The sequence below is a fragment of the Pseudodesulfovibrio sp. lm2024 genome, assembly GCF_051175575.1.
Classification (GTDB): domain Bacteria; phylum Desulfobacterota; class Desulfovibrionia; order Desulfovibrionales; family Desulfovibrionaceae; genus Pseudodesulfovibrio; species Pseudodesulfovibrio caledoniensis.
Map to the genome: position 1 here is coordinate 1,438,063 of NZ_CP195092.1, position 17,421 is coordinate 1,455,483.

Here is a 17,421-nt window from a genome sequence, read left to right on the forward strand (position 1 = left end):
TTTACTCCCGATTGCGTAGGATACAGGTTGTCACAAAACAAAATTCAAGGACGAGAAAAAGAGTGAAATAGTCGTTAATCAGGCGAAAAAGAACTTTAATATTGTGGAAAATCTTTTCAACACCTGTTGAAAATTGTGCTCTCTAGATTAATTCGAGAGCCTGAAAACCCTTGTTACACCGGTGTTTCAAACCCGGTGAGCCGAAAACGTCGGCACGCTGTGGGTTTTTTGTTTAAATAAAATATTACAGTAGGTTATGCGCTCGATGCACTGTCGATAACCTGCCCGTGTCTTGGCCGTTTCATTGAATAACGCGAATTGTCCAAACCCTCCCGATACACTATCTCACACAACATGATCGACACTGCCTGGAAGCAAATACTCTACTCTCTCGAGAAGAGCCTTAACCCTGGTCTCTTCACTGTCTGGATTAAACCACTGCAAGGTCGCGTGGAAGGTAACCGGCTTACCTTGACCGCGCCCAACGAGTTCGTGGCCAACTGGGTCCGCGATCGCCTGCTCCAGGTTATCCGCGAATCCGCCGCCGAGGTCCTCGGCGCGGAGCCCCGCATCACCATCAACATCGGCGCGCGCCAGCCGAGCCCCAAGGCGACCCCGGCCGTGGGCAAAACCAAGGCCGTCGCGGAGCGGGCTCCCCAGCACATGGGGCTGCCCCTGAGCCAGTCGCTCAAGCCCGTGACGGTCTCCAATTGGCGCTTCTCCTTCGACGATTTCGTTGTCGGCCCGTCCAACGAGCTGGCCTGCGCGGCCAGCAAGTCCATCGGCTCCACCGCCTTCAACTCCGATCACCTGTTCTTGAGTTCCGGACCGGGCCTGGGCAAGACCCATCTGCTCCAGTCCGTGGGCAACGAGCTGTGCCGCACGGCCAACCGCAAGAACATCAAGGTCGCCTGCCTGTCCTCCGAAGAGTTCGCCACCCGCTGGGTGCTGGCCTTCAAGTCCGGCCAGGTGAACCAGTTCAAGGCCCAGTTCCGCGAAGCCATCGACGTACTGCTGCTTGAAGACGTCCACTTCTTCCAGGGCAAGGAAAAGATGCAGGAGGAACTGCTCTGCACCCTGACCGCCCTGCGCGAACGCGGCTGCAAGGTGGTCCTGACCAGTTCCTTCATGCCCAAGGAATTCAACAAGGTGGACGACCGCCTCGTGTCCCGGTTCTGTTCGGGCTTTCTGGCCCACATCAACCGCCCGGACATGGAGACCCGCCGCCGCATCATCCTGGACAAGGCCCGCCGCATGCAGGTGGCCGTGCCCGGCGAAGTCTCCGAACTGCTGGCCGAGCGTATCACCACCGACATCCGTCAGCTGGAGAGCTGCCTGAACAACCTGATCCTCAAGGCGCGCCTGCTCAACCGCGACGTGACCATGAACCTGGCCTGGGAGGTGCTCGAAAACTACGCCGTGCGCAACGCCTCCCCGGACATCGGGCACATTATCGAATTCATCTGTAAGTGCTACGCCATGTCCGAAGAGGAACTGCGCTCCAAGAGCCGCAAGCGCGACGTGGTCCTGGCCCGGAACACCGCCTTCTACCTGGCCCGCAAACACACCGAACTGTCGCTCAAATGCATCGGCGAGCACCTGGGCCGAAAACACTCCACCGTGCTCAAGGGCATCACCAAAGTGGAACGGGAAATCTCCCTGCAGACGCCGCTGGGACGGCAGATCGAAAACACCACCCAGCGGCTCACGCCGTAATACGCCCCCCACATGTTCCCCCGGAATCGGCCTTGGCCGGTCCCGGGGAAACATTTAAGGCCGGTCGCAAGACCGGCCTTTTCTTTTAAGATGCATGCCTCCAGCGGGGTCTCGCCGGCCGGGCGTCTCCGACGGCCAAAGAACCTTTTGAAAAGGTTCTTTGGAATCTCCCAAACTTTTTGTGTGCCTTCGGCAGGGGCGTGCGGGGGTGAAAAGGCGTGTCTTGATTTGGAGAAGGGGGTTCCCCACATCGTCATGAATGAGGCAAGTTTCTCCATAACCAGCCGCACGCGCGGATGCGCATACATGAAGTTTAGGAGGGGAGAGAGGATGGGGGGCCGAGGGAAGGGGAGAGGGAAAGCCCTTTTCAAAGGGTTGCCCTCTCCACTTCCCCCGGATCGCTGCTGTCCTCATCCGTAAGGCTCGAAGACTCGCCAACGGCTGGAGGCCCGGAGGCTCCTTCCCCCCTCCTAGAAATCGTTCAGAAAGCGGATGACCTGGGTGCGGATGTCGTCGCGGATGGCGCGGGCGGCGGCGAGTTGTTCCTCTTTTGAGCCGGTGATGTATTCGGGATCGGGGAATCCCCAGTCGAGCCGGGTGGTTTCGGCGGGCAGAGACGGCAGGTCCTTGAGCATCTCCGGGCCGGAGGTGGTGATCACGTAGTGGTAGGGTTCGCTTTGGCGCAGCAGGTCGCGGGCGTCGGCGGCGGCCTTGCCGTGCAGGTCGCAGTCCACCTCGTCCATGACTTGGATGACCAGCGGTTCCACTACGGTGGGCTCGGTCCCGGCGCTGCGGACCTCGAACCGGTCCTGGCCGAACCGGCTCAGGAAGGCCTCGGCCATCTGGCTTCGGCCGCTGTTGTGCCGACAGACGAAAAGTACGCGAATGCGGTCCATGGAAGCAACTCCTTCTGGGAACTGCTCTATCTCCGACAGGTTACAGCTGTAGGGCGGTCACATGGCCGAAGTGTATCAACTCTTTGGTAACGGGAGGCGTCAGTCGTGTTGCTGCTCGCCGAATCCGCCGCCGCCCGGCGTTTCGATGCGCACGCGGTCTCCCGTGCGCAGGGCGCGATGGAACTTGCCGGGCTCGGGCTGGGATTGGCCGTTGCGGATGATCACGTTGCGGCCGGGGGTGCCGTGCAGGCCGCCGTTCACGCCGAAGGGCGCGCGGGCGCGACGCTCGGACAGGACCGTGACTTCGGCGTCGGCCAACAGCTCGATTTCGCGGACCAGGCCGTCGCCGCCCTTGTGGGTGCCTCGGCCGCCTGTGCCGCGTAGGATGGCGTATTCGCGCACCCGGAAGGGATAGGCGTACTCCAGGGCCTCCACCGGGGTGTTCAGGGTGTTGGTCATATGCGAGTGCACGGCGGACTCGCCGTCATGATTCGGGCCCGCGCCCATGCCGCCCGCCAAGGTCTCGTAGTAGGCGAACGGTCCCTTGGCCGACCGGCCGCCGACTGTCAGGTTGTTCATGGTCCCCTGGGAGGCGGCGGGCATGGCTTCGGGCAGGGCCTGGGCCAGCGCGCCGAGGAGCACGTCCACCAGCCGCTGGGAGGTCTCCACATTGCCCCCGGCCACGGCGGCCGGGAACTCGGCGTCGACCACCGAACCGGGCCGGGTGGTCACGGCAAGGGGGCGCATGCAGCCCGCATTGGCCGGGATGTCCCGCGCGGCCAGGGCGCGGAACACATAGAGCACGGCGGACAGGGTGATGGCCCGGACCGCGTTGACGCTGCCGCGCACCTGGTCGTCGCTATTTGAAAAATCCAGATGGGCGCGGTCGCCGGTGACGGTCATGGTCAGACGGATGGCGATGTCGCGGGCACCCTGACCGTCGTCTTCCAGGAAATCCTCGAATTCGTAGGTCCCGTCCGGGATGGCGGCCACGGCCCGGCGAGTGATGCGCTCGGAGTAATCCATGAGCGCGCGGGCGTAGTGGGCGCAGACGTCCAGACCGTATTTGCCGATGCATTCGGTCATGCGCCGGACCCCGGTGACGTTGGCCATGAACTGGGCCGAGAAGTCCCCCTCGCGCTCCTGCGGGGTGCGCACGTTGTTCAGGATCAGGCGCAGGAGCTCGCGGTCCACCTCGCCGCCGCGCACGATGCGCACGGGCGGGATGATCAGCCCCTCCTGGAATAGGGAGGTGGACAGGGGCATGGACCCGGAGGCCATGCCGCCCACGTCGGCGTGGTGGGCGCGGTTGGCCACGTAGAAGACCGGCTTGTCCCCGCCTTGTGCGAAGACCGGGGCCACGATGGTGATGTCCGGCAGGTGGGTGCCGCCCTTGAACGGGTCGTTGAGCATGGCCATGTCGCCGGCCGCGAAGCCGCCTTGCTCGACCATGGCGGCCATGGCCGATTTGACGGACAGGGGCATGGACCCGAGGTGTACCGGGATGTGCGCGGCCTGGGCGATCATGTCGCCATCCGCGTCGAAGACCGCGCAGGACAGGTCGCGGCGTTCCTTGATGTTGGGCGAAAACGCGGTGTGCGTCAGGGTCACGCCCATCTCCTCGGCGATGGAGGAGAAGCGGTTCTTGAAGACTTCGAGGAGGACGGGGTTGGTCTGCATGTCCGAATCTACCCGCAAGCGGGGCGGTCTGGCAACCTTGTCCGGCTTTGGGAGAAGGGCGCTAGGCCCGGCTCAGGGCCTCGAGTTTCCTGCGGGCCTCTTCCGGGTCCAGGCCGCGCTTGGCCGCGATCTGGTCCAGGTTGGCCTCGGCGTCCGACGGGCGCACGTAGATGGGCTCGATGGATTCCCCGCTGAACCCGGCCCGCTCGGCGGCGGCCAGGAGCAGTTCGGGCGCGGGGTTGTCGAAGGCGGCGTCGAGCAGCGTGTAGCCGGGTTCGGCCTGGGCCAGGTCCGCGAAAAAATCGGGATTCTTGCGCAGGCCCGTGCCCATGAGTCGCGCCTCGGGGCCGATCTCGGCCATGCGCTGCCCGGCCTGCTCCAGGGTCAGGGCGTCCAGGGGGGCGATTTCGGTCAGGTCCGGGCAGTTGAAGGACTGCATGTAGACCAGGCCGCGCCGGGCGTAGGTCAGGACGTGGAGCGGGCCGGTAGACAGCGGGCCGGGGCCGGTGGCCAGCAGGGGCAGGTAGTCCAGCCCGGCCAGGGGCAGGTCGAGCCCGGCGGCCACGCCCTCGGCCGCGGCCAGGACCAGGCGCAGGCCGGTGAAGCTGCCCGGGCCGCGCACGCAGGTGATGCGCCCAAGCACCGAGGTGTCCAGGCCGAACTCGTCGAGCACGGACTTGAGCCCCGGCACCAGGAAGCGCACGGACTGGCCGGGCACGGTCCACTGGCGGGAGGCGAGCAGGGTCAGGCCGTCCGGGCCGGGCTGGCCCAGGACGAGCTGGAGCCGTTCCTCGGGGCCGGACAGGACCAGGGTCAGGTCGTGCGGCTGCGTGGTCTTGGGCATGGCCATAAGATCGCCTAGCCGAGCAGTCTGCGTACGTCGTTGAAGATGGCCAGGGACATGAGCAGGAGCAGGATGAGCAGCCCCACGCGCATGGACATGGCCTTCCAGCGGTCGTTGAGCGGCCTGCGGAAGACGATCTCCAGGGCGAAGAAGAGGATGTGCCCGCCGTCCAGCACCGGGATGGGCAGCAGGTTGATGATCGCCAGGTTGATGGAGATCAGCGCCATCATGCCGAGCAGGGCGTAGAGGCCGCTCTGGGCGGACTCATGGACCATCTGGGCGAGCATGATCGGGCCGCCCACGGATTCCACCGGGATGAGCCGCTCGATGATGGACAGGAATCCCTTGACCACCACCTCGGACATGCCCCAGGTGTGCGACAGGGCGGGCAGGATGCCGATTCCCTCGATCGGTTCGTAGCGCACCTGCCCGGACTGGTTGATGCCGACCATGGGCACGGTGACGTCTTCGCCGAACAAGTTCTTGAAGGTGCTGACGTGGGGGGTGACGGTCAGGGTCAGCTTGTCGCCGGACCGGTCCACGACCACGTTCAGGGGCTTGCCCTCGGCCGCGCGGATGGTGTCGACCAGCTGGGTCCAGGAGTCGACCGGCACGCCGTCGATGGCCTCGACCATGTCGCCCTTGACGAATCCGGCCTGTGCGGCCGGGGAGTCGGGCAGAACCCCGCCCACCAGGGGCAGGATCACGGCCTGGCCCTGAGCCAGGACCAGGAACCAGTAGATCAGGAAGGCCAGCAGGAAATTGAAGAACGGACCGGCGGCCACCACGCACAGGCGCTGCCAGGCAGGGCGTTTGGAAAAGAGCTTGTCATCCGGGAAGTCGGTCTCCTCCTCGCCCTGTTCTCCGGCCAGGGCCACGTAGCCGCCCAGCGGGATCAGGGAGACCTTGTAGTCGGTCTTGCCCGAGGTGAAGCCGAACAGCTTGGGCCCGAAGCCCAGGGAGAAGGCCTTGACCCCCATGCCGAAGACACGGGCCACGGCGAAGTGCCCCAGTTCATGGAAGAAGATGAGTCCGCCCAGGACCAGGACAATGGCGATGGTGCTCGTGATCATGTATTCCTCTTGTCGCCGCGTTGGTGAAAAAAGCGTGCGGCTCGGATAACTATAACCATTTTCGATTGGTTGGCTAGAGGCGACCCTCTGTTTCCCGACGGATTTCGCCGTCCAGGGCCAGGACCGCCTCGGGCGTGGATACGTCCACGGCGGCGTGGCGGTCAAGTCCGGCCTCGATCATGGCCGGTATGTCGGTGAAGCCGATGCGTTCCTTGAGGAAAGCGTCCACCGCGATCTCATTGACCGCGTTGAGCACGATGGGGTGGCTCCGCCCGGCGTCGAAGGCCTCGCGGGCCAGGCGCAGACAGGGGAAGGCGTCCAGGTCCGGCTCCTCGAAGGTCAGGGTGCCCACCGAGGCCAGGTTGAGCTGGGGCACGTCCACCGTGACCCGCTCCGGGAAGCACAGGCAGTGGGCGATGGGCACCTGCATGTCCGGGTTGCCCATGTGGGCCAGCTGGGAGCCGTCCACGTACTCCACCAGGGAGTGGACGATGGACTGGGGATGGACGACCACGTCGACCATGTCCGGCGGCAGCCCGTACAGATGGCAGGCCTCGATCAGTTCGAGCCCCTTGTTCATCAGGGTGGCCGAATCGATGGAAATTTTCGCGCCCATGTCCCAGTTGGGGTGGGCCAGGGCCTGTTCGCGGGTGACGGTCTCAAGGAACGCCCGGTCGCGGCCACGGAAGGGGCCGCCCGAGGCGGTCAGGATCAGGCGCTTGATCTCGTGGTCCGCGCCGTGCCCGGCCAACCCCTGGAACAGGGCGTTGTGCTCGGAGTCCACGGGCAGGATCACGGCCCCGGACGCCTTGCAGGCCGCGCGGATGAGGTGGCCGCCCAGGACCAGGGATTCCTTGTTGGCCAGGCCGATCATCTTGCCCGCGCGGGCCGCGGCCAGGGTGGGCTCGAACCCGGCGGCCCCGACGATGGACGAGAGGACGAGATCGACCCCGTCCATGGCGGCCAGGTCCACGTAGGCCCGGGGGCCGACCAGCAGTTCGGGCGCATAGCCGCCCGGCAGGTTGTCGAGAAATTCCTTGCGCGCCGCCTCGTCGAGCACGGCGGCGTAGGCGGGCCGGAATCGGGCGCACAACGCGGCCAGCTTCTTGCCGTTTCGGCCACCGGCCAGGGCCGTGACCGTGAACCGCTCCGGGTGCTTGGCCACCACCTTCAGGGCCGAGTCGCCGATGGAGCCGGTGGCACCGAGAATGGCGAGCCTGCGCGGAAACGGCGGGCAGTCGACCGAAGCGGGCCAGGAGGAGATGTAGGTTTTCATGGGCGGCCCGGTCTGCCTAGGGGAAGAACGGCTGGAACATGGAGATCAGGCCGTAGCAGGGGATGACCAGGAGCAGGCTGTCCACACGGTCGAGCAGGCCGCCGTGGCCGGGCAGAATGGTCCCGGAGTCCTTGATGTCCAGAGAGCGCTTGAGCGCGGACTCGAAGAAGTCGCCCATCTGGGCGGACACGTTCAGGGCCATGCCGAGCAGCAGCCACTTCCACCACGCCACCTCGGGCAGGCCGAGGAACAGGCCCCAGGCCATGGTGCCCACGGTGCAGGCGGTCATGCCGCCGATGGACCCAGCCCAGGACTTCTTGGGGCTGATGCGCGGCCAGATCTTCCGCTTGCCGAACAGGGAGCCCGCGTAGAAGGCGGCGGTGTCCGAGAGCACGGCCGCGCCCAGTACGAGCAGTATTTCCAGCCGGTCGAAGTAGAGGAAGAAGTGGAAATTCAGCGGGATGTAGAACAGCCCGGCCAGGAAGATGGCCGCGTGGCGGTAGGACGCGGTGACGTCCTTGTTGTAGCGCAGCAGAAAGACCATGGCGGAGGCCCAGAAGGCCAGGGCCAGGATGACCCCGGGATAGCGGGCGTCGCCGGTGGTGTAGGCCCCCATGAGCAGGAAGGTGCAGGCCGCGCCCAGCGATTTGAAGGCGGTCATGGACTGCACGGGCCGGAACATGGAGTAGAACTCCCACAGGGTCAGGACGCTGAACAGGGCGAGAACCGCGAACAGGACCCATCCCTGGAAGATCAGGGCCAGGGCCGGGAGTATGGCCAGGACGGCGCTGGTGGCGATTCGTTGCTTATGCGGGGAGATATCCATGGAGTATTTCAGCGGTTAATGGTGATTCCGGACTCGGCTTGAATCCGTTTTCTCTACGCTATTTGACGGCAGGGGGCAACACGCCGGACCACGGAATGGGCGCCCGGCCGTCTAGGCGCCGTCCAACTGGTCGCCGGTCTTGCCGAAGCGCCGCTGGCGGCCGTTCAGATCCTCGATGGCCTTTTCCAGCTCCTCGGGAGTGAAGTCCGGCCAGTATATGTCCGTAAAGTAGAACTCGGAATAGGCGGACTGGAAGAGCAGGTAGTTGGACAGCCGCAACTCCCCGCTGGTGCGGATGACCAGGTCCGGGTCGGGCTGGCCCGCGGTCCACAGTTCGGCCGCGAACGCCTCTTCGGTGATCGCCTCGGGAGGCAGTCCCTTGGCGGCCAGCGCCCGGGCCGCGCGGAGAATCTCCTCCCGGCCCGAGTAGTTGAGCGCCAGGTTCAGGGTCATCTCCGAGCAGTCGGCGGTCTGGCGGATGACGTGCTTGAGCACCTGGCGCACGGCCAGGGGCATGTCGCCGATCTCGCCCAGGACCTTGAGGCGGATGCCCTGTTCCTTGAGGCTCTTCTCCTCCCGCTTGAGAAAGGTGGTCAGCAGGTCGAACAGGGTCTTGACCTCGTCCTTGGGGCGCGACCAGTTCTCCTTGGAGAAGGTGTACAGGGTGAGGTGGCGCACGCCGAGCTCGCGGCAGCGGGTGACGACGGCGCGGGCCGCCTCGGTCCCGGCCCGGTGGCCGTCGGATCGCTGCAGCCCGCGCTGTTTCGCCCACCGGCCGTTGCCATCCATGATGATGGCTATGTGGGTGGGAATATGCATGTTGCTCAAGGATTGGTCCTAGATCTCGAGGATTTCTTTTTCCTTGGCGGCCATGACCTCGTCAGCCTTCTTGACGTAGTCGTCGGTCATCTTCTGGACGTCGGCCTCGCCGCGGCGCAGGTCGTCCTCGGAGATGTCCTTGTCCTTTTCCATCTTCTTGAGGGCGTCGTTCATGTCGCGGCGCACGTTGCGGATGGCGATCTTGGCGTCCTCGGTGTACTTCTTGGCCACCTTGACCAGCTCCTTGCGGCGCTCCTCGGTCAGGGGCGGGATGGCGATGCGGATGATCTTGCCGTCGTTGACCGGGTTCAGGCCCAGGTCCGAGGTCTGGATGGCCTTTTCCACCGCGCCGAACGCGCCCTTGTCCCAGGGCTGGATGGTGATGGTCTTGGAGTCGGGCACGGACACGGAGGAAAGCTGGCTGATGGGCGTGGGCGTGCCGTAGTAGTCCACCATGAGGGTGTCCACCAGGGCGGTGGTGGCCCGGCCCGTGCGCAGCTTGCCGAAGTCCTTGTCCAGGGCGCCGATGGCGCCGGCCATTCTCTTTTTGCCGTCGTCGAGTACGGTTTGCATATTAATCTCCTTGAACAATCGTTCCGATGGTTTCGCCGTTGGCGGCCCTGCGGATGTTGCCTTCCTTGTACAGATTGAAGACCACGATCGGCAGGTTGTTGTCGCGGGCCATGGAAATGGCGGTGGAGTCCATGACGCCGAGCCGCTTTTCCAGGGTTTCCATGTACGAGACGGTTGCGTATTTGACCGCGTCGTCGAACTTGACCGGGTCCTTGTCGTACACGCCATCCACCTTGGTGGCCTTGAAGATGGCGTCGCACTTCAGTTCCAGCGCGCGCAGGGCGGCGGCCGAGTCCGTGGTGAAGTAGGGGTTGCCGGTGCCGGCGGCGCAGATGACCACGCGGCCCTTGTCCATGTGCCGCAGCGCCCGGCGGCGGATGTACGGCTCGGCCACGTCGGCCATCTGAAGGGCGGTCATGACCCGGGTGTCGCAGCCGTTCTTTTCGAGCGCGTCCTGGACGGCCAGGGCGTTCATGACCGTGGCCAGCATGCCCATGTAGTCGCCCTGGGCGCGGTCCATGCCCTTGGCCGAGGCGGCCATGCCGCGAAAGATGTTGCCGCCGCCGATGACGAGCGCCATCTGCAGGCCGGTGGCGGCCACTTCGGCGATCTCCTTGGCGAACTGCCCGATGGCCTCGGGCTCGATGCCGAACTGCTGGTCTCCGGCCAGGGCTTCGCCGCTCAGTTTCAGTAGAATCCGCGAATAACGCGTCTTGGTCATTGGTACCCCTGCGTGTAAGAAAGGTTGCGATACGATCTCGCCCAAAGGCGATAGCATGTTTTTCAGACAAAAAAAACGGGCCGTAAGGCCCGTTTTCATTTTTTCGGCTGTTCGGTTACTCGGCCTTTTCACCGAGCGCCAAGCGGTGGAAGCTGGCCACGGTGCCGCCTTTGAGGATCTGCTTGATGGTCTGCTTGTCGTCCTTGATGAAGGCTTGTTCGATCAGGCAGACGTCCTTGTAGAACTTGTTCAGGCGACCCACGACGATCTTTTCGGCGATGGCTTCGGGCTTGCCCTCGTCCATGGCCTGCTTGATGTACAGGGCCTTTTCCTTTTCCAGGGTCTCGGCGGGCAGCTCCTCGGGGGAGATGCAGGCGGGGTTCATGGCGGCCACGTGCATGGCCACGTCCTTGGCGACTTCGACGTCGTCGGTGCCGGTCAGCTCGACGATGACGCCCAGCTTGTTGTTGGAGTGGATGTACACGCCCAGCACGCCGTCGGTGGAAACCTTGGCGAAACGGCCCACGCCCATGTTCTCGCCCAGCTTGGCGATCAGGTCGGTGACGTCGGCAACCTCGGCGGGCAGATCCTCGGCGGAGCCGGAGGTCACATCCAGGTCGGCGATCTTCTTGGACAGGGCTTCGGCGAAGGCCACGAAGTCGTCGCCCTTGGCCACGAAGTCGGTTTCGCAGAGCAGCTCGGCGATGACGGCGGTCTTGCCGTCCTCGGAGACGTACGGGGTGACCAGACCTTCGGAGGTGGCGCGTCCGGCCTTCTTGGCGGCCTTGGACAGCCCCTTCTCGCGAAGGTACATGACGGCCTTTTCCTCGTCCCCTCCGGACTCGGCCAGGGCCTTTTTGCAATCCATCATGCCCGCGCCGGTTTTCTCGCGCAGGGCCTTAACTTGTGCGGCAGTGATCGACATTATTTCTACTCCTCGGAAGCGGCTTCGGCGGGAGCCTCGGCCTTCTCTTCGGTTTCGGTTTCCGCAACGGGGGCGGCTTCTTCCTTGGCGGCGGCAGCGGCCTTGGCTTCGGCCTTGGCGTTGGCCTCGTAGTCCTTCTGCATGGCGGCGCCTTCGAGGCAGGCATCGGCCATGTGGGTGGCGAACAGCTTGATGGCGCGGATGGCGTCATCGTTGCCCGGGATGATGTAGTCGACCATGTCCGGGTCGCAGTTGGAGTCGACCACGGCCACGACCGGGATACCGAGCTTGCGGCATTCCTGGATGGCGATCTGCTCGCGCTTGGGATCGATGACGAAGGCGGCCTTGGGCGCGTCGTTCATGTCCTTGATGCCGCCCAGGGCCAGGTTCAGCTTCTTGACCTCGCGGTTCATGCCCACTGCTTCCTTCTTGGTGTAGCGGGAGATGGAACCGTCCTCGAACATCTGCTCGAGGTTCTTGAGGCGGTCGATGGACTTCTTGATGGTCTGGAAGTTGGTCAGGGTGCCGCCCATCCAGCGGTGGGTGACGAAGAACATGCCGGCGCGCTCGGCCTCGGCCTTGACGGACTCCTGGGCCTGGCGCTTGGTGCCGATGAACAGCACCTTGCCGCCCTTGGCGACGGTGTCGACGATGAAGTCATGGGCGGTGGCAAACATCTTGACGGTCTGCTGCAGGTCCATGATGTGGATGCCGTTGCGGGCGCCGAAGATGTAGGGGCGCATTTTGGGGTTCCAACGGCGGGTCTGGTGGCCGAAGTGGACGCCGGTCTCCAGCATCTGCTTCATAGTAACGTAAGCCATGATAATCTCCTGGGTTTTTCGTCCATCCCGCGGTCCAATAAGGAGCCCGTGCCATCACGGGCCACCCGGAGTTATGGGCGGGATGTGTGAATTTAAAGTCGGGGGTACTTAGCCCAATATTATATGGTTGGCAAGTGCTGTCAGGGATTTTTTTTCAAATTGGCGAATACGCGGCAATGTCTAGACTATTTCCTGAAAGGCCGGTCGTTCAGGTGAAAAATTTGAGGACACGACACTTTCCTTTGAACTTCCTGCAGCCATGAAGGCACAGTATCGCTTGAATAAATTCGGTGTGGGTGTATCAGATTTTCACAGGCCCATTGTATCGAGCCAACGAAGAACTTTATTCACTATCTTGTTACTTTCTCTTTGTTGTAATTTAGATTCTACTGTATAAATAATGAGTTCTAGCTCACCTTCAATTCCTGTAAAAAAGTCTCTATTTTTCCTGTCATCAAAGGATGTCATCGCAGATTCAATCAGTCTTATCTTCCATTGAAACTCTTTAATAGAGACATCTTCACTCAAGAGATCATGGCAATCCTTTTTTAGTTGTCTAAATAACTTAGCATTATTCATCGATGCTCCGGTAGCCCTCGGTCAGGTGAATGCGGACACGTTACAATACATTTACCTTGAGCCTCCCACAAGAAAATGCGGGGACACTATGTATATTCCCTGAACGCCCGCCCCATCAGCCGCTTGCCCAGCCCGCCGAAGTCCTTGGGCGCGTAGCCGAAGACCTCGTTCCAGACCTCGGTGGATTCCATGCAGAAATAGAGCTGCTCCTCCATGCCGTGGGCGCGGAGGCGGTCGACCATGAACTTGAATTGCTCCACGCGCAGGGGGCGGAGCAGGCGGGCCTTGCCGTCCAGGCCGGGGACGAATTCATTATATATGTACGTGGTCTCCGGGAACTTGTCCTCGATGATCGGGTTGAGCTGGGGCATGCAGCGGAAGGAGCCCAGCGACATGTAGGCGATCTGCTCGGGTTTCACATAGTCGAAGATGCGGTCGATGATCTCGCCGTACCCCTTGCGCCAGCCGTCGAAGCGGATGATCGGGTCGAAGTGCAGGCAGACCTTGAACCCCGCCTCGGCGCAGGTCCGGGCCGCCTCCAGCCGCTCGGTTAGGGTGGATACGCCGAACTCCTCGTGCTCGTTGATGAACGGGGCGTTCAGGGACCAGGCGGGCAGGACGCGGTCCGTGCGCGTGGTTCCGTCCATCCAGGACAGGTCCACCACCTTGGATTTCAGCTCCAGGACCACGTTGTCGTAATCCTCCAGAAAATGAACAAGGTCGCGGCTGTAGCCGGTCAGGTGCTCCAGGGCCAGGGAGTCGGTGAACTCGCCGGTGCCCACACGGTAGCGGGTGTCGCGATCCGCGCCGAAGCCGTCGGCCAGTTCGCGGAACAGGTCGTCCTGGTTGGCCCAGACCTTGAGCACCCGGTCCTGGAAATAGGCCTGGAGGATGCAGTAGGAGCAGGCCATGGGGCAGTTCTCGCCGATGTGGATGATCCGGTAGCCACAGCAATGATAGGCGCGGGTGCCGGGGCAGAAGCGCAGAAACCGCCCCTTGTACTCCTTGAGGTACACGGCCTGGGTCTCGCCCTGGTCGAAGACCACGCGGTCCTGGTCGGGCGGGATCACGGTCCAGGGGATGTCCGCCCGGCCGCCCTCGGCCAGCCGTTTGCGGACCCGGCGGGCGATGGGCGTGTCGGTCATGGACTCGTCCACGAACACCTGGCCGATCTTGCGCAGATGTCTGGGTAGCTTAGTCATTGTCACCGCCCGGACGAAACACGGTTTCCCAGGCCGGGTTGTCGGCCATGGTCTGCAACTCCTGAACGGCCTTGGCCAGCTGCTCGCGGTCCTTGACCCGCACGGACAGCTCGGCCCCGTCGGTCTCGAAATTGTCGGGCTGGATCAGCTTCCAGGCCGTGCCTCCGGTCACGGTCCGGGCCGCCGCGTCGAACCGCTCGCGCAGCCGGGTCAGCTCGGGATGGCGCGCCTGGCGGGCCTCGGCGCACAGCCGGGCGATGGCGTCCTTGGGCGACAGCCCCTGATCGAGCAGGGCGGGCATGCCTGCCTTGTCCATGACCTCGGCCACGGGGCAGCCTGCCATTCTCGCCGCCTCGTACAGCCAGGTCAGGACGTTGACCGCGTTGGACCGGGACCAGGCCATGCCCGCGAACAGGGGCATGACCGCGTCGCGGTCGGCCACGTCCATGCGGGCCAGGACCATCCCGGCGGCCAGGGGCAGGGTGCCGCGTCCGAGCAGCGCCTGCCACGATTCGGGCAGCCCGAGCCAGTCGAGGAGCAGGCGGGCGTCCTTGGACTTGGCCCGCACCCCGAGCCGGGGCAGGACGTCCCGTTCCAGCACGTCCCGTTCCAGGAGCGGGGCGAAATACCGCAGCGCCTTGAAGCGCATGGCGTCGTCGAGCTCGCGGTGGGCGTTGTCCGCCAGGTAGAGCAGCCCCAGCGAAACGGCGTCCTCGCCCTCGACCATGCGCGCCAGGACCGGCCTGCCCAGGTCGGCCAGCACGGCCAGCCGGGCGGAGCCCGCGGCCAGCGTGGGGCCGTGCTCGCCGTTGTAGACCAGGACCGGGGCGGATTGCCCGAATTCCTCGATGGAATTTCTCAGCGATTCCGAAATATTGCCCGACCAGAAAAGGTGGCCGCCCCCGGTCCGTATGGACTGGGCCGTGGAGGTGAAAATCTCGCTTGTGAGCTGCAATGGGCACTCCTGAAAGTTTCTCTCAATGTCGCGACAACGGATTGATATTGTTTGCGAAAGAGGGTATTTTATGAAGAAGCTCGTAGAAAAAAAACGTTATTTCAAGTGTTTGGAATAAAGTTGAAGAGCTGGCAACACTTGACATTCTCGCGTTGGTCTTCCTATAGGACTAAACCCGTAAAAAACCAAGTGCTGTGCTTTTCGCGGGGCGAAAGCGGCTCCGCGACTCCAATAAGGACAACCAGAAACGATGTGGAGTGAAGTATGCCTGACCTGAAGACCCAAAGAACGTATGCACTCGTCGGTCACGGCGGTAGCGGTAAAACCACCGTCGCCGAGATGCTGCTTTTCAACTCGGGAGTTGTAAACCGCCTCGGCAAGGTCGAAGAAGGGAGCACCGTTCTCGACTTTGAGCCCGAGGAAATCAAGCGTCGCGGTTCGATCCAGCCCGGTTTCGCCAGCTTCAAGTGGAACAAGAACGACCACTTTCTCATCGACACCCCCGGCGACTCCAACTTTGCCGGTGATCTTTCCTACTCCCTGACCGCCGCCGACGGCGTGGTCATGGTCATCGACGCCGTGGACGGCGTCAAGCCGCTGACCCGCAAGATTTGGGCCCAGGTCCAGGAGATGGGTCTTCCCTCCATGATCGTCATCAACAAGATGGACCGCGACCGGGCCGATTTCGACCTGGCCTTCAACGGCATTTCCGATGCTCTGGGCGCGCGTCCGGCCCTGCTCTACTATCCCATCGGGGCCAAGGAGGACTTCAAGGGCGTGGTGGACATGCTCTCCGGCAAGGCGCTTATGCTCGGCGCGGACGGCGCGGTCTCCGAGGGCGAAATCCCCGGCGACATCGCCGACGAGGTCGAGACCATCCGCGAGACCATGATCGAGAACATCGCCGAATCCGACGAAGAGCTCATGGAGAAATATTTCGAGGAAGGCGAACTGTCCCCCGAGGACATCACCAAGGGCCTTCAGGCGGGCGTGGCCTCCGGCGAACTCGTGCCGGTGGTCGTCTCCGCCGCGCTCAACTGCCAGGGCGGCCAGATGATCCTGGACACCGTGCAGAACCTGCTGCCCGGCCCGCTGGACCACAAGCCGTGGCAGGGCGAGGACGGTTCCGAACTGGCCAGCTCCCCGGACGAACCCATGGCCTGCTTCGTCTTCAAGACCCAGGCCGACCCGTTCGCGGGCCAGCTGACCGTGGTCCGCGTCCTGGCGGGCCAGCTCTCCCCCGACTCCCAGCTGGTCAACACCGGCAACGGCGAGAAGGAACGCGTGGGCCAGCTCCTGCTCATGAACGGCAAGGAGCAGACCCCGGTCAAGACCCCCATGGGCCCGGGCGCCATCGTCACCCTGGCCAAGCTGAAGAACACCCACACCGGCGATACCCTGGTGGAGAAGGGCGAGTTCAAGCTGGCCAAGCCCGAACTGGCCCCGCAGCTGATCACCTTTGCCCTGGCCCCCGAGGAAAAGGGCGACGAGGACAAGGTCTACGCCGCCGTGGCCAAGCTGCTCGAGGAGGACATCACCCTGACGCTGGGGCGCGACGAGGAATCCGCCGACATCCTGCTCTCGGGCATGGGCCAGAACCACATCGAGATCTCGGTCGAAAAGGCCAAGCGCCGCTACAAGACCGCCATCCTGCTCAAGACCCCCAAGGTCCCGTACCGCGAGACCTTCAAGACCGGGGCCAAGGAAATCCAGGGCCGCCACAAGAAACAGTCCGGCGGACGCGGCCAGTTCGGCGACTGCTGGATTCACGTCGCGCCCAGGGCGTCCGGCGAGGGCTACGAGTTCGTGGACCAGATCGTGGGCGGCTCCATCCCGCGCCAGTTCATTCCGGCCGTGGACAAGGGCATCCAGGAGACCGCCGCGCGCGGCGTGCTTGCCGGTTACCCGGTCATCGACTTCCAGGTGACCCTGTACGACGGCAGCTACCACAACGTGGACTCCTCGGAAATGGCCTTTAAGGTGGCCGGTTCCCTGGCCTTCAAGAAGGCCTGCGAAAAGGCCAAGATGGCCCTGCTCGAGCCGATTATGCTGGTCACCGTGGCCGTGCCCGACTCGTTCATGGGCGACGTCATCGGCGACCTGTCGTCCCGTCGCGGCAAGGTGCTCGGCTCCGACTCCCAGGCGGGTATCACCGAGGTCAAGGCCCACGTGCCCATGGCCGAGATGCTGCGCTACGCCCCGGACCTCAACTCCATGACCGGCGGCCAGGGCACCTTCTTCATGGAGTTCGCCGCCTACGAGGAGTGCCCGCCCCAGGAGACCGAAAAGGTCATCGCGGCCAACAAGAAGCACAACGAGGAATAACGGATCAAATCGATTCACAGTCGCGAGGGCGGCGGGGTAACCCGCCGCCCTTTTTTTGCGCCCAGCCCAACGCCGGGGGGGGCAATACGGGATTTGGTGTGAAATCATGATGGAGTGCGGGATGATATGCAGGTTTGCGCGTCGTGCTATAGAGCGCTTCGAGGGATATCCATAGACAGTTTTGATGTAT

The 17,421-nt window shown here is 63.5% G+C and carries 16 protein-coding genes; 2 read left to right on the forward strand and 14 right to left on the reverse strand.

Going from position 1 to position 17,421, the window contains the following annotated elements:
- Window positions 1-354 precede the first annotated feature (354 nt).
- On the forward strand, window positions 355-1,716 hold the full coding sequence (gene dnaA / locus ACR42D_RS06620) for a chromosomal replication initiator protein DnaA (protein WP_484566046.1): 1,362 nt from the start codon (window positions 355-357) through the stop codon (window positions 1,714-1,716).
- A gap of 470 nt (window positions 1,717-2,186) precedes the next feature.
- On the opposite strand, the gene ACR42D_RS06625 is transcribed toward dnaA, so the two are convergent.
- From ACR42D_RS06625 to ACR42D_RS06690, 14 genes are all read right to left on the reverse strand, one after another.
- A complete protein-coding gene (locus ACR42D_RS06625; protein ID WP_484566047.1) occupies window positions 2,187-2,612 on the reverse strand; it encodes an arsenate reductase ArsC in 426 nt (141 codons plus the stop codon).
- A gap of 99 nt (window positions 2,613-2,711) precedes the next feature.
- A complete protein-coding gene (locus ACR42D_RS06630; RefSeq protein ID WP_484566048.1) occupies window positions 2,712-4,292 on the reverse strand; it encodes a hydantoinase B/oxoprolinase family protein in 1,581 nt (526 codons plus the stop codon).
- A 61-nt stretch (window positions 4,293-4,353) separates the two neighbouring features.
- A complete protein-coding gene (gene tsaB / locus ACR42D_RS06635) occupies window positions 4,354-5,136 on the reverse strand; it encodes a tRNA (adenosine(37)-N6)-threonylcarbamoyltransferase complex dimerization subunit type 1 TsaB (protein WP_484566049.1) in 783 nt (260 codons plus the stop codon).
- Window positions 5,137-5,150: 14 nt separating this feature from the next.
- Window positions 5,151-6,209 carry an RIP metalloprotease RseP gene (gene rseP / locus ACR42D_RS06640; RefSeq protein ID WP_484566050.1) on the reverse strand — a complete coding sequence of 353 codons (1,059 nt, stop codon included), beginning with the start codon at window positions 6,207-6,209 and terminating at the stop codon, window positions 5,151-5,153.
- 73 nt (window positions 6,210-6,282) lie between these two features.
- A complete protein-coding gene (dxr, locus tag ACR42D_RS06645) occupies window positions 6,283-7,485 on the reverse strand; it encodes a 1-deoxy-D-xylulose-5-phosphate reductoisomerase (protein ID WP_484566051.1) in 1,203 nt (400 codons plus the stop codon).
- A 16-nt stretch (window positions 7,486-7,501) separates the two neighbouring features.
- The gene (locus ACR42D_RS06650; protein ID WP_484566052.1) at window positions 7,502-8,311 is read right to left on the reverse strand and encodes a phosphatidate cytidylyltransferase; all 810 of its coding nucleotides are present in this window, start codon (window positions 8,309-8,311) and stop codon (window positions 7,502-7,504) included.
- 111 nt (window positions 8,312-8,422) lie between these two features.
- Window positions 8,423-9,130 carry a polyprenyl diphosphate synthase gene (gene uppS / locus ACR42D_RS06655; RefSeq protein WP_484568445.1) on the reverse strand — a complete coding sequence of 236 codons (708 nt, stop codon included), beginning with the start codon at window positions 9,128-9,130 and terminating at the stop codon, window positions 8,423-8,425.
- Between the two features lie 18 nt (window positions 9,131-9,148).
- Window positions 9,149-9,703 carry a ribosome recycling factor gene (frr, locus tag ACR42D_RS06660; RefSeq protein WP_484566053.1) on the reverse strand — a complete coding sequence of 185 codons (555 nt, stop codon included), beginning with the start codon at window positions 9,701-9,703 and terminating at the stop codon, window positions 9,149-9,151.
- Between the two features lies 1 nt (window position 9,704).
- On the reverse strand, window positions 9,705-10,424 hold the full coding sequence (gene pyrH, locus ACR42D_RS06665) for a UMP kinase (RefSeq protein ID WP_484566054.1): 720 nt from the start codon (window positions 10,422-10,424) through the stop codon (window positions 9,705-9,707).
- 115 nt (window positions 10,425-10,539) lie between these two features.
- On the reverse strand, window positions 10,540-11,349 hold the full coding sequence (tsf, locus tag ACR42D_RS06670) for a translation elongation factor Ts (protein ID WP_484566055.1): 810 nt from the start codon (window positions 11,347-11,349) through the stop codon (window positions 10,540-10,542).
- Window positions 11,350-11,354: 5 nt separating this feature from the next.
- Window positions 11,355-12,170 carry a 30S ribosomal protein S2 gene (gene rpsB, locus ACR42D_RS06675; RefSeq protein ID WP_484566056.1) on the reverse strand — a complete coding sequence of 272 codons (816 nt, stop codon included), beginning with the start codon at window positions 12,168-12,170 and terminating at the stop codon, window positions 11,355-11,357.
- Between the two features lie 309 nt (window positions 12,171-12,479).
- A complete protein-coding gene (locus ACR42D_RS06680) occupies window positions 12,480-12,749 on the reverse strand; it encodes a hypothetical protein (RefSeq protein ID WP_484566057.1) in 270 nt (89 codons plus the stop codon).
- Between the two features lie 86 nt (window positions 12,750-12,835).
- Window positions 12,836-13,951, reverse strand: coding sequence for a spore photoproduct lyase family protein (locus ACR42D_RS06685; protein WP_484566058.1), 1,116 nt, complete (start codon window positions 13,949-13,951; stop codon window positions 12,836-12,838).
- Window positions 13,944-14,906 (reverse strand): hypothetical protein, encoded by a 963-nt coding sequence (locus ACR42D_RS06690; protein WP_484566059.1) that lies wholly within the window; start codon window positions 14,904-14,906, stop codon window positions 13,944-13,946. The genes ACR42D_RS06685 and ACR42D_RS06690 overlap by 8 nt, the downstream gene beginning before the upstream one ends.
- A gap of 264 nt (window positions 14,907-15,170) precedes the next feature.
- On the opposite strand from ACR42D_RS06690, the gene fusA reads away from it, so the two are divergent.
- On the forward strand, window positions 15,171-17,231 hold the full coding sequence (gene fusA / locus ACR42D_RS06695) for an elongation factor G (RefSeq protein ID WP_484566060.1): 2,061 nt from the start codon (window positions 15,171-15,173) through the stop codon (window positions 17,229-17,231).
- Window positions 17,232-17,421 lie beyond the last annotated feature (190 nt).

Bases quoted from the DNA above. Each gene is read 5' to 3' on its own strand.
- tsf (WP_484566055.1), bottom strand. From the start codon at position 11,349: ATGTCGATCACTGCCGCACAAGTTAAGGCCCTGCGCGAGAAAACCGGC.
- frr (WP_484566053.1), bottom strand. From the start codon at position 9,703: ATGCAAACCGTACTCGACGACGGCAAAAAGAGAATGGCCGGCGCCATC.
- ACR42D_RS06630 (WP_484566048.1), bottom strand. From the start codon at position 4,292: ATGCAGACCAACCCCGTCCTCCTCGAAGTCTTCAAGAACCGCTTCTCC.
- tsaB (WP_484566049.1), bottom strand. From the start codon at position 5,136: ATGCCCAAGACCACGCAGCCGCACGACCTGACCCTGGTCCTGTCCGGC.
- ACR42D_RS06650 (WP_484566052.1), bottom strand. From the start codon at position 8,311: ATGGATATCTCCCCGCATAAGCAACGAATCGCCACCAGCGCCGTCCTG.
- rseP (WP_484566050.1), bottom strand. From the start codon at position 6,209: ATGATCACGAGCACCATCGCCATTGTCCTGGTCCTGGGCGGACTCATC.
- ACR42D_RS06685 (WP_484566058.1), bottom strand. From the start codon at position 13,951: ATGACTAAGCTACCCAGACATCTGCGCAAGATCGGCCAGGTGTTCGTG.
- pyrH (WP_484566054.1), bottom strand. From the start codon at position 10,424: ATGACCAAGACGCGTTATTCGCGGATTCTACTGAAACTGAGCGGCGAA.
- fusA (WP_484566060.1), top strand. From the start codon at position 15,171: ATGCCTGACCTGAAGACCCAAAGAACGTATGCACTCGTCGGTCACGGC.
- uppS (WP_484568445.1), bottom strand. From the start codon at position 9,130: ATGCATATTCCCACCCACATAGCCATCATCATGGATGGCAACGGCCGG.
- ACR42D_RS06680 (WP_484566057.1), bottom strand. From the start codon at position 12,749: ATGAATAATGCTAAGTTATTTAGACAACTAAAAAAGGATTGCCATGAT.
- ACR42D_RS06625 (WP_484566047.1), bottom strand. From the start codon at position 2,612: ATGGACCGCATTCGCGTACTTTTCGTCTGTCGGCACAACAGCGGCCGA.
- dnaA (WP_484566046.1), top strand. From the start codon at position 355: ATGATCGACACTGCCTGGAAGCAAATACTCTACTCTCTCGAGAAGAGC.
- rpsB (WP_484566056.1), bottom strand. From the start codon at position 12,170: ATGGCTTACGTTACTATGAAGCAGATGCTGGAGACCGGCGTCCACTTC.
- dxr (WP_484566051.1), bottom strand. From the start codon at position 7,485: ATGAAAACCTACATCTCCTCCTGGCCCGCTTCGGTCGACTGCCCGCCG.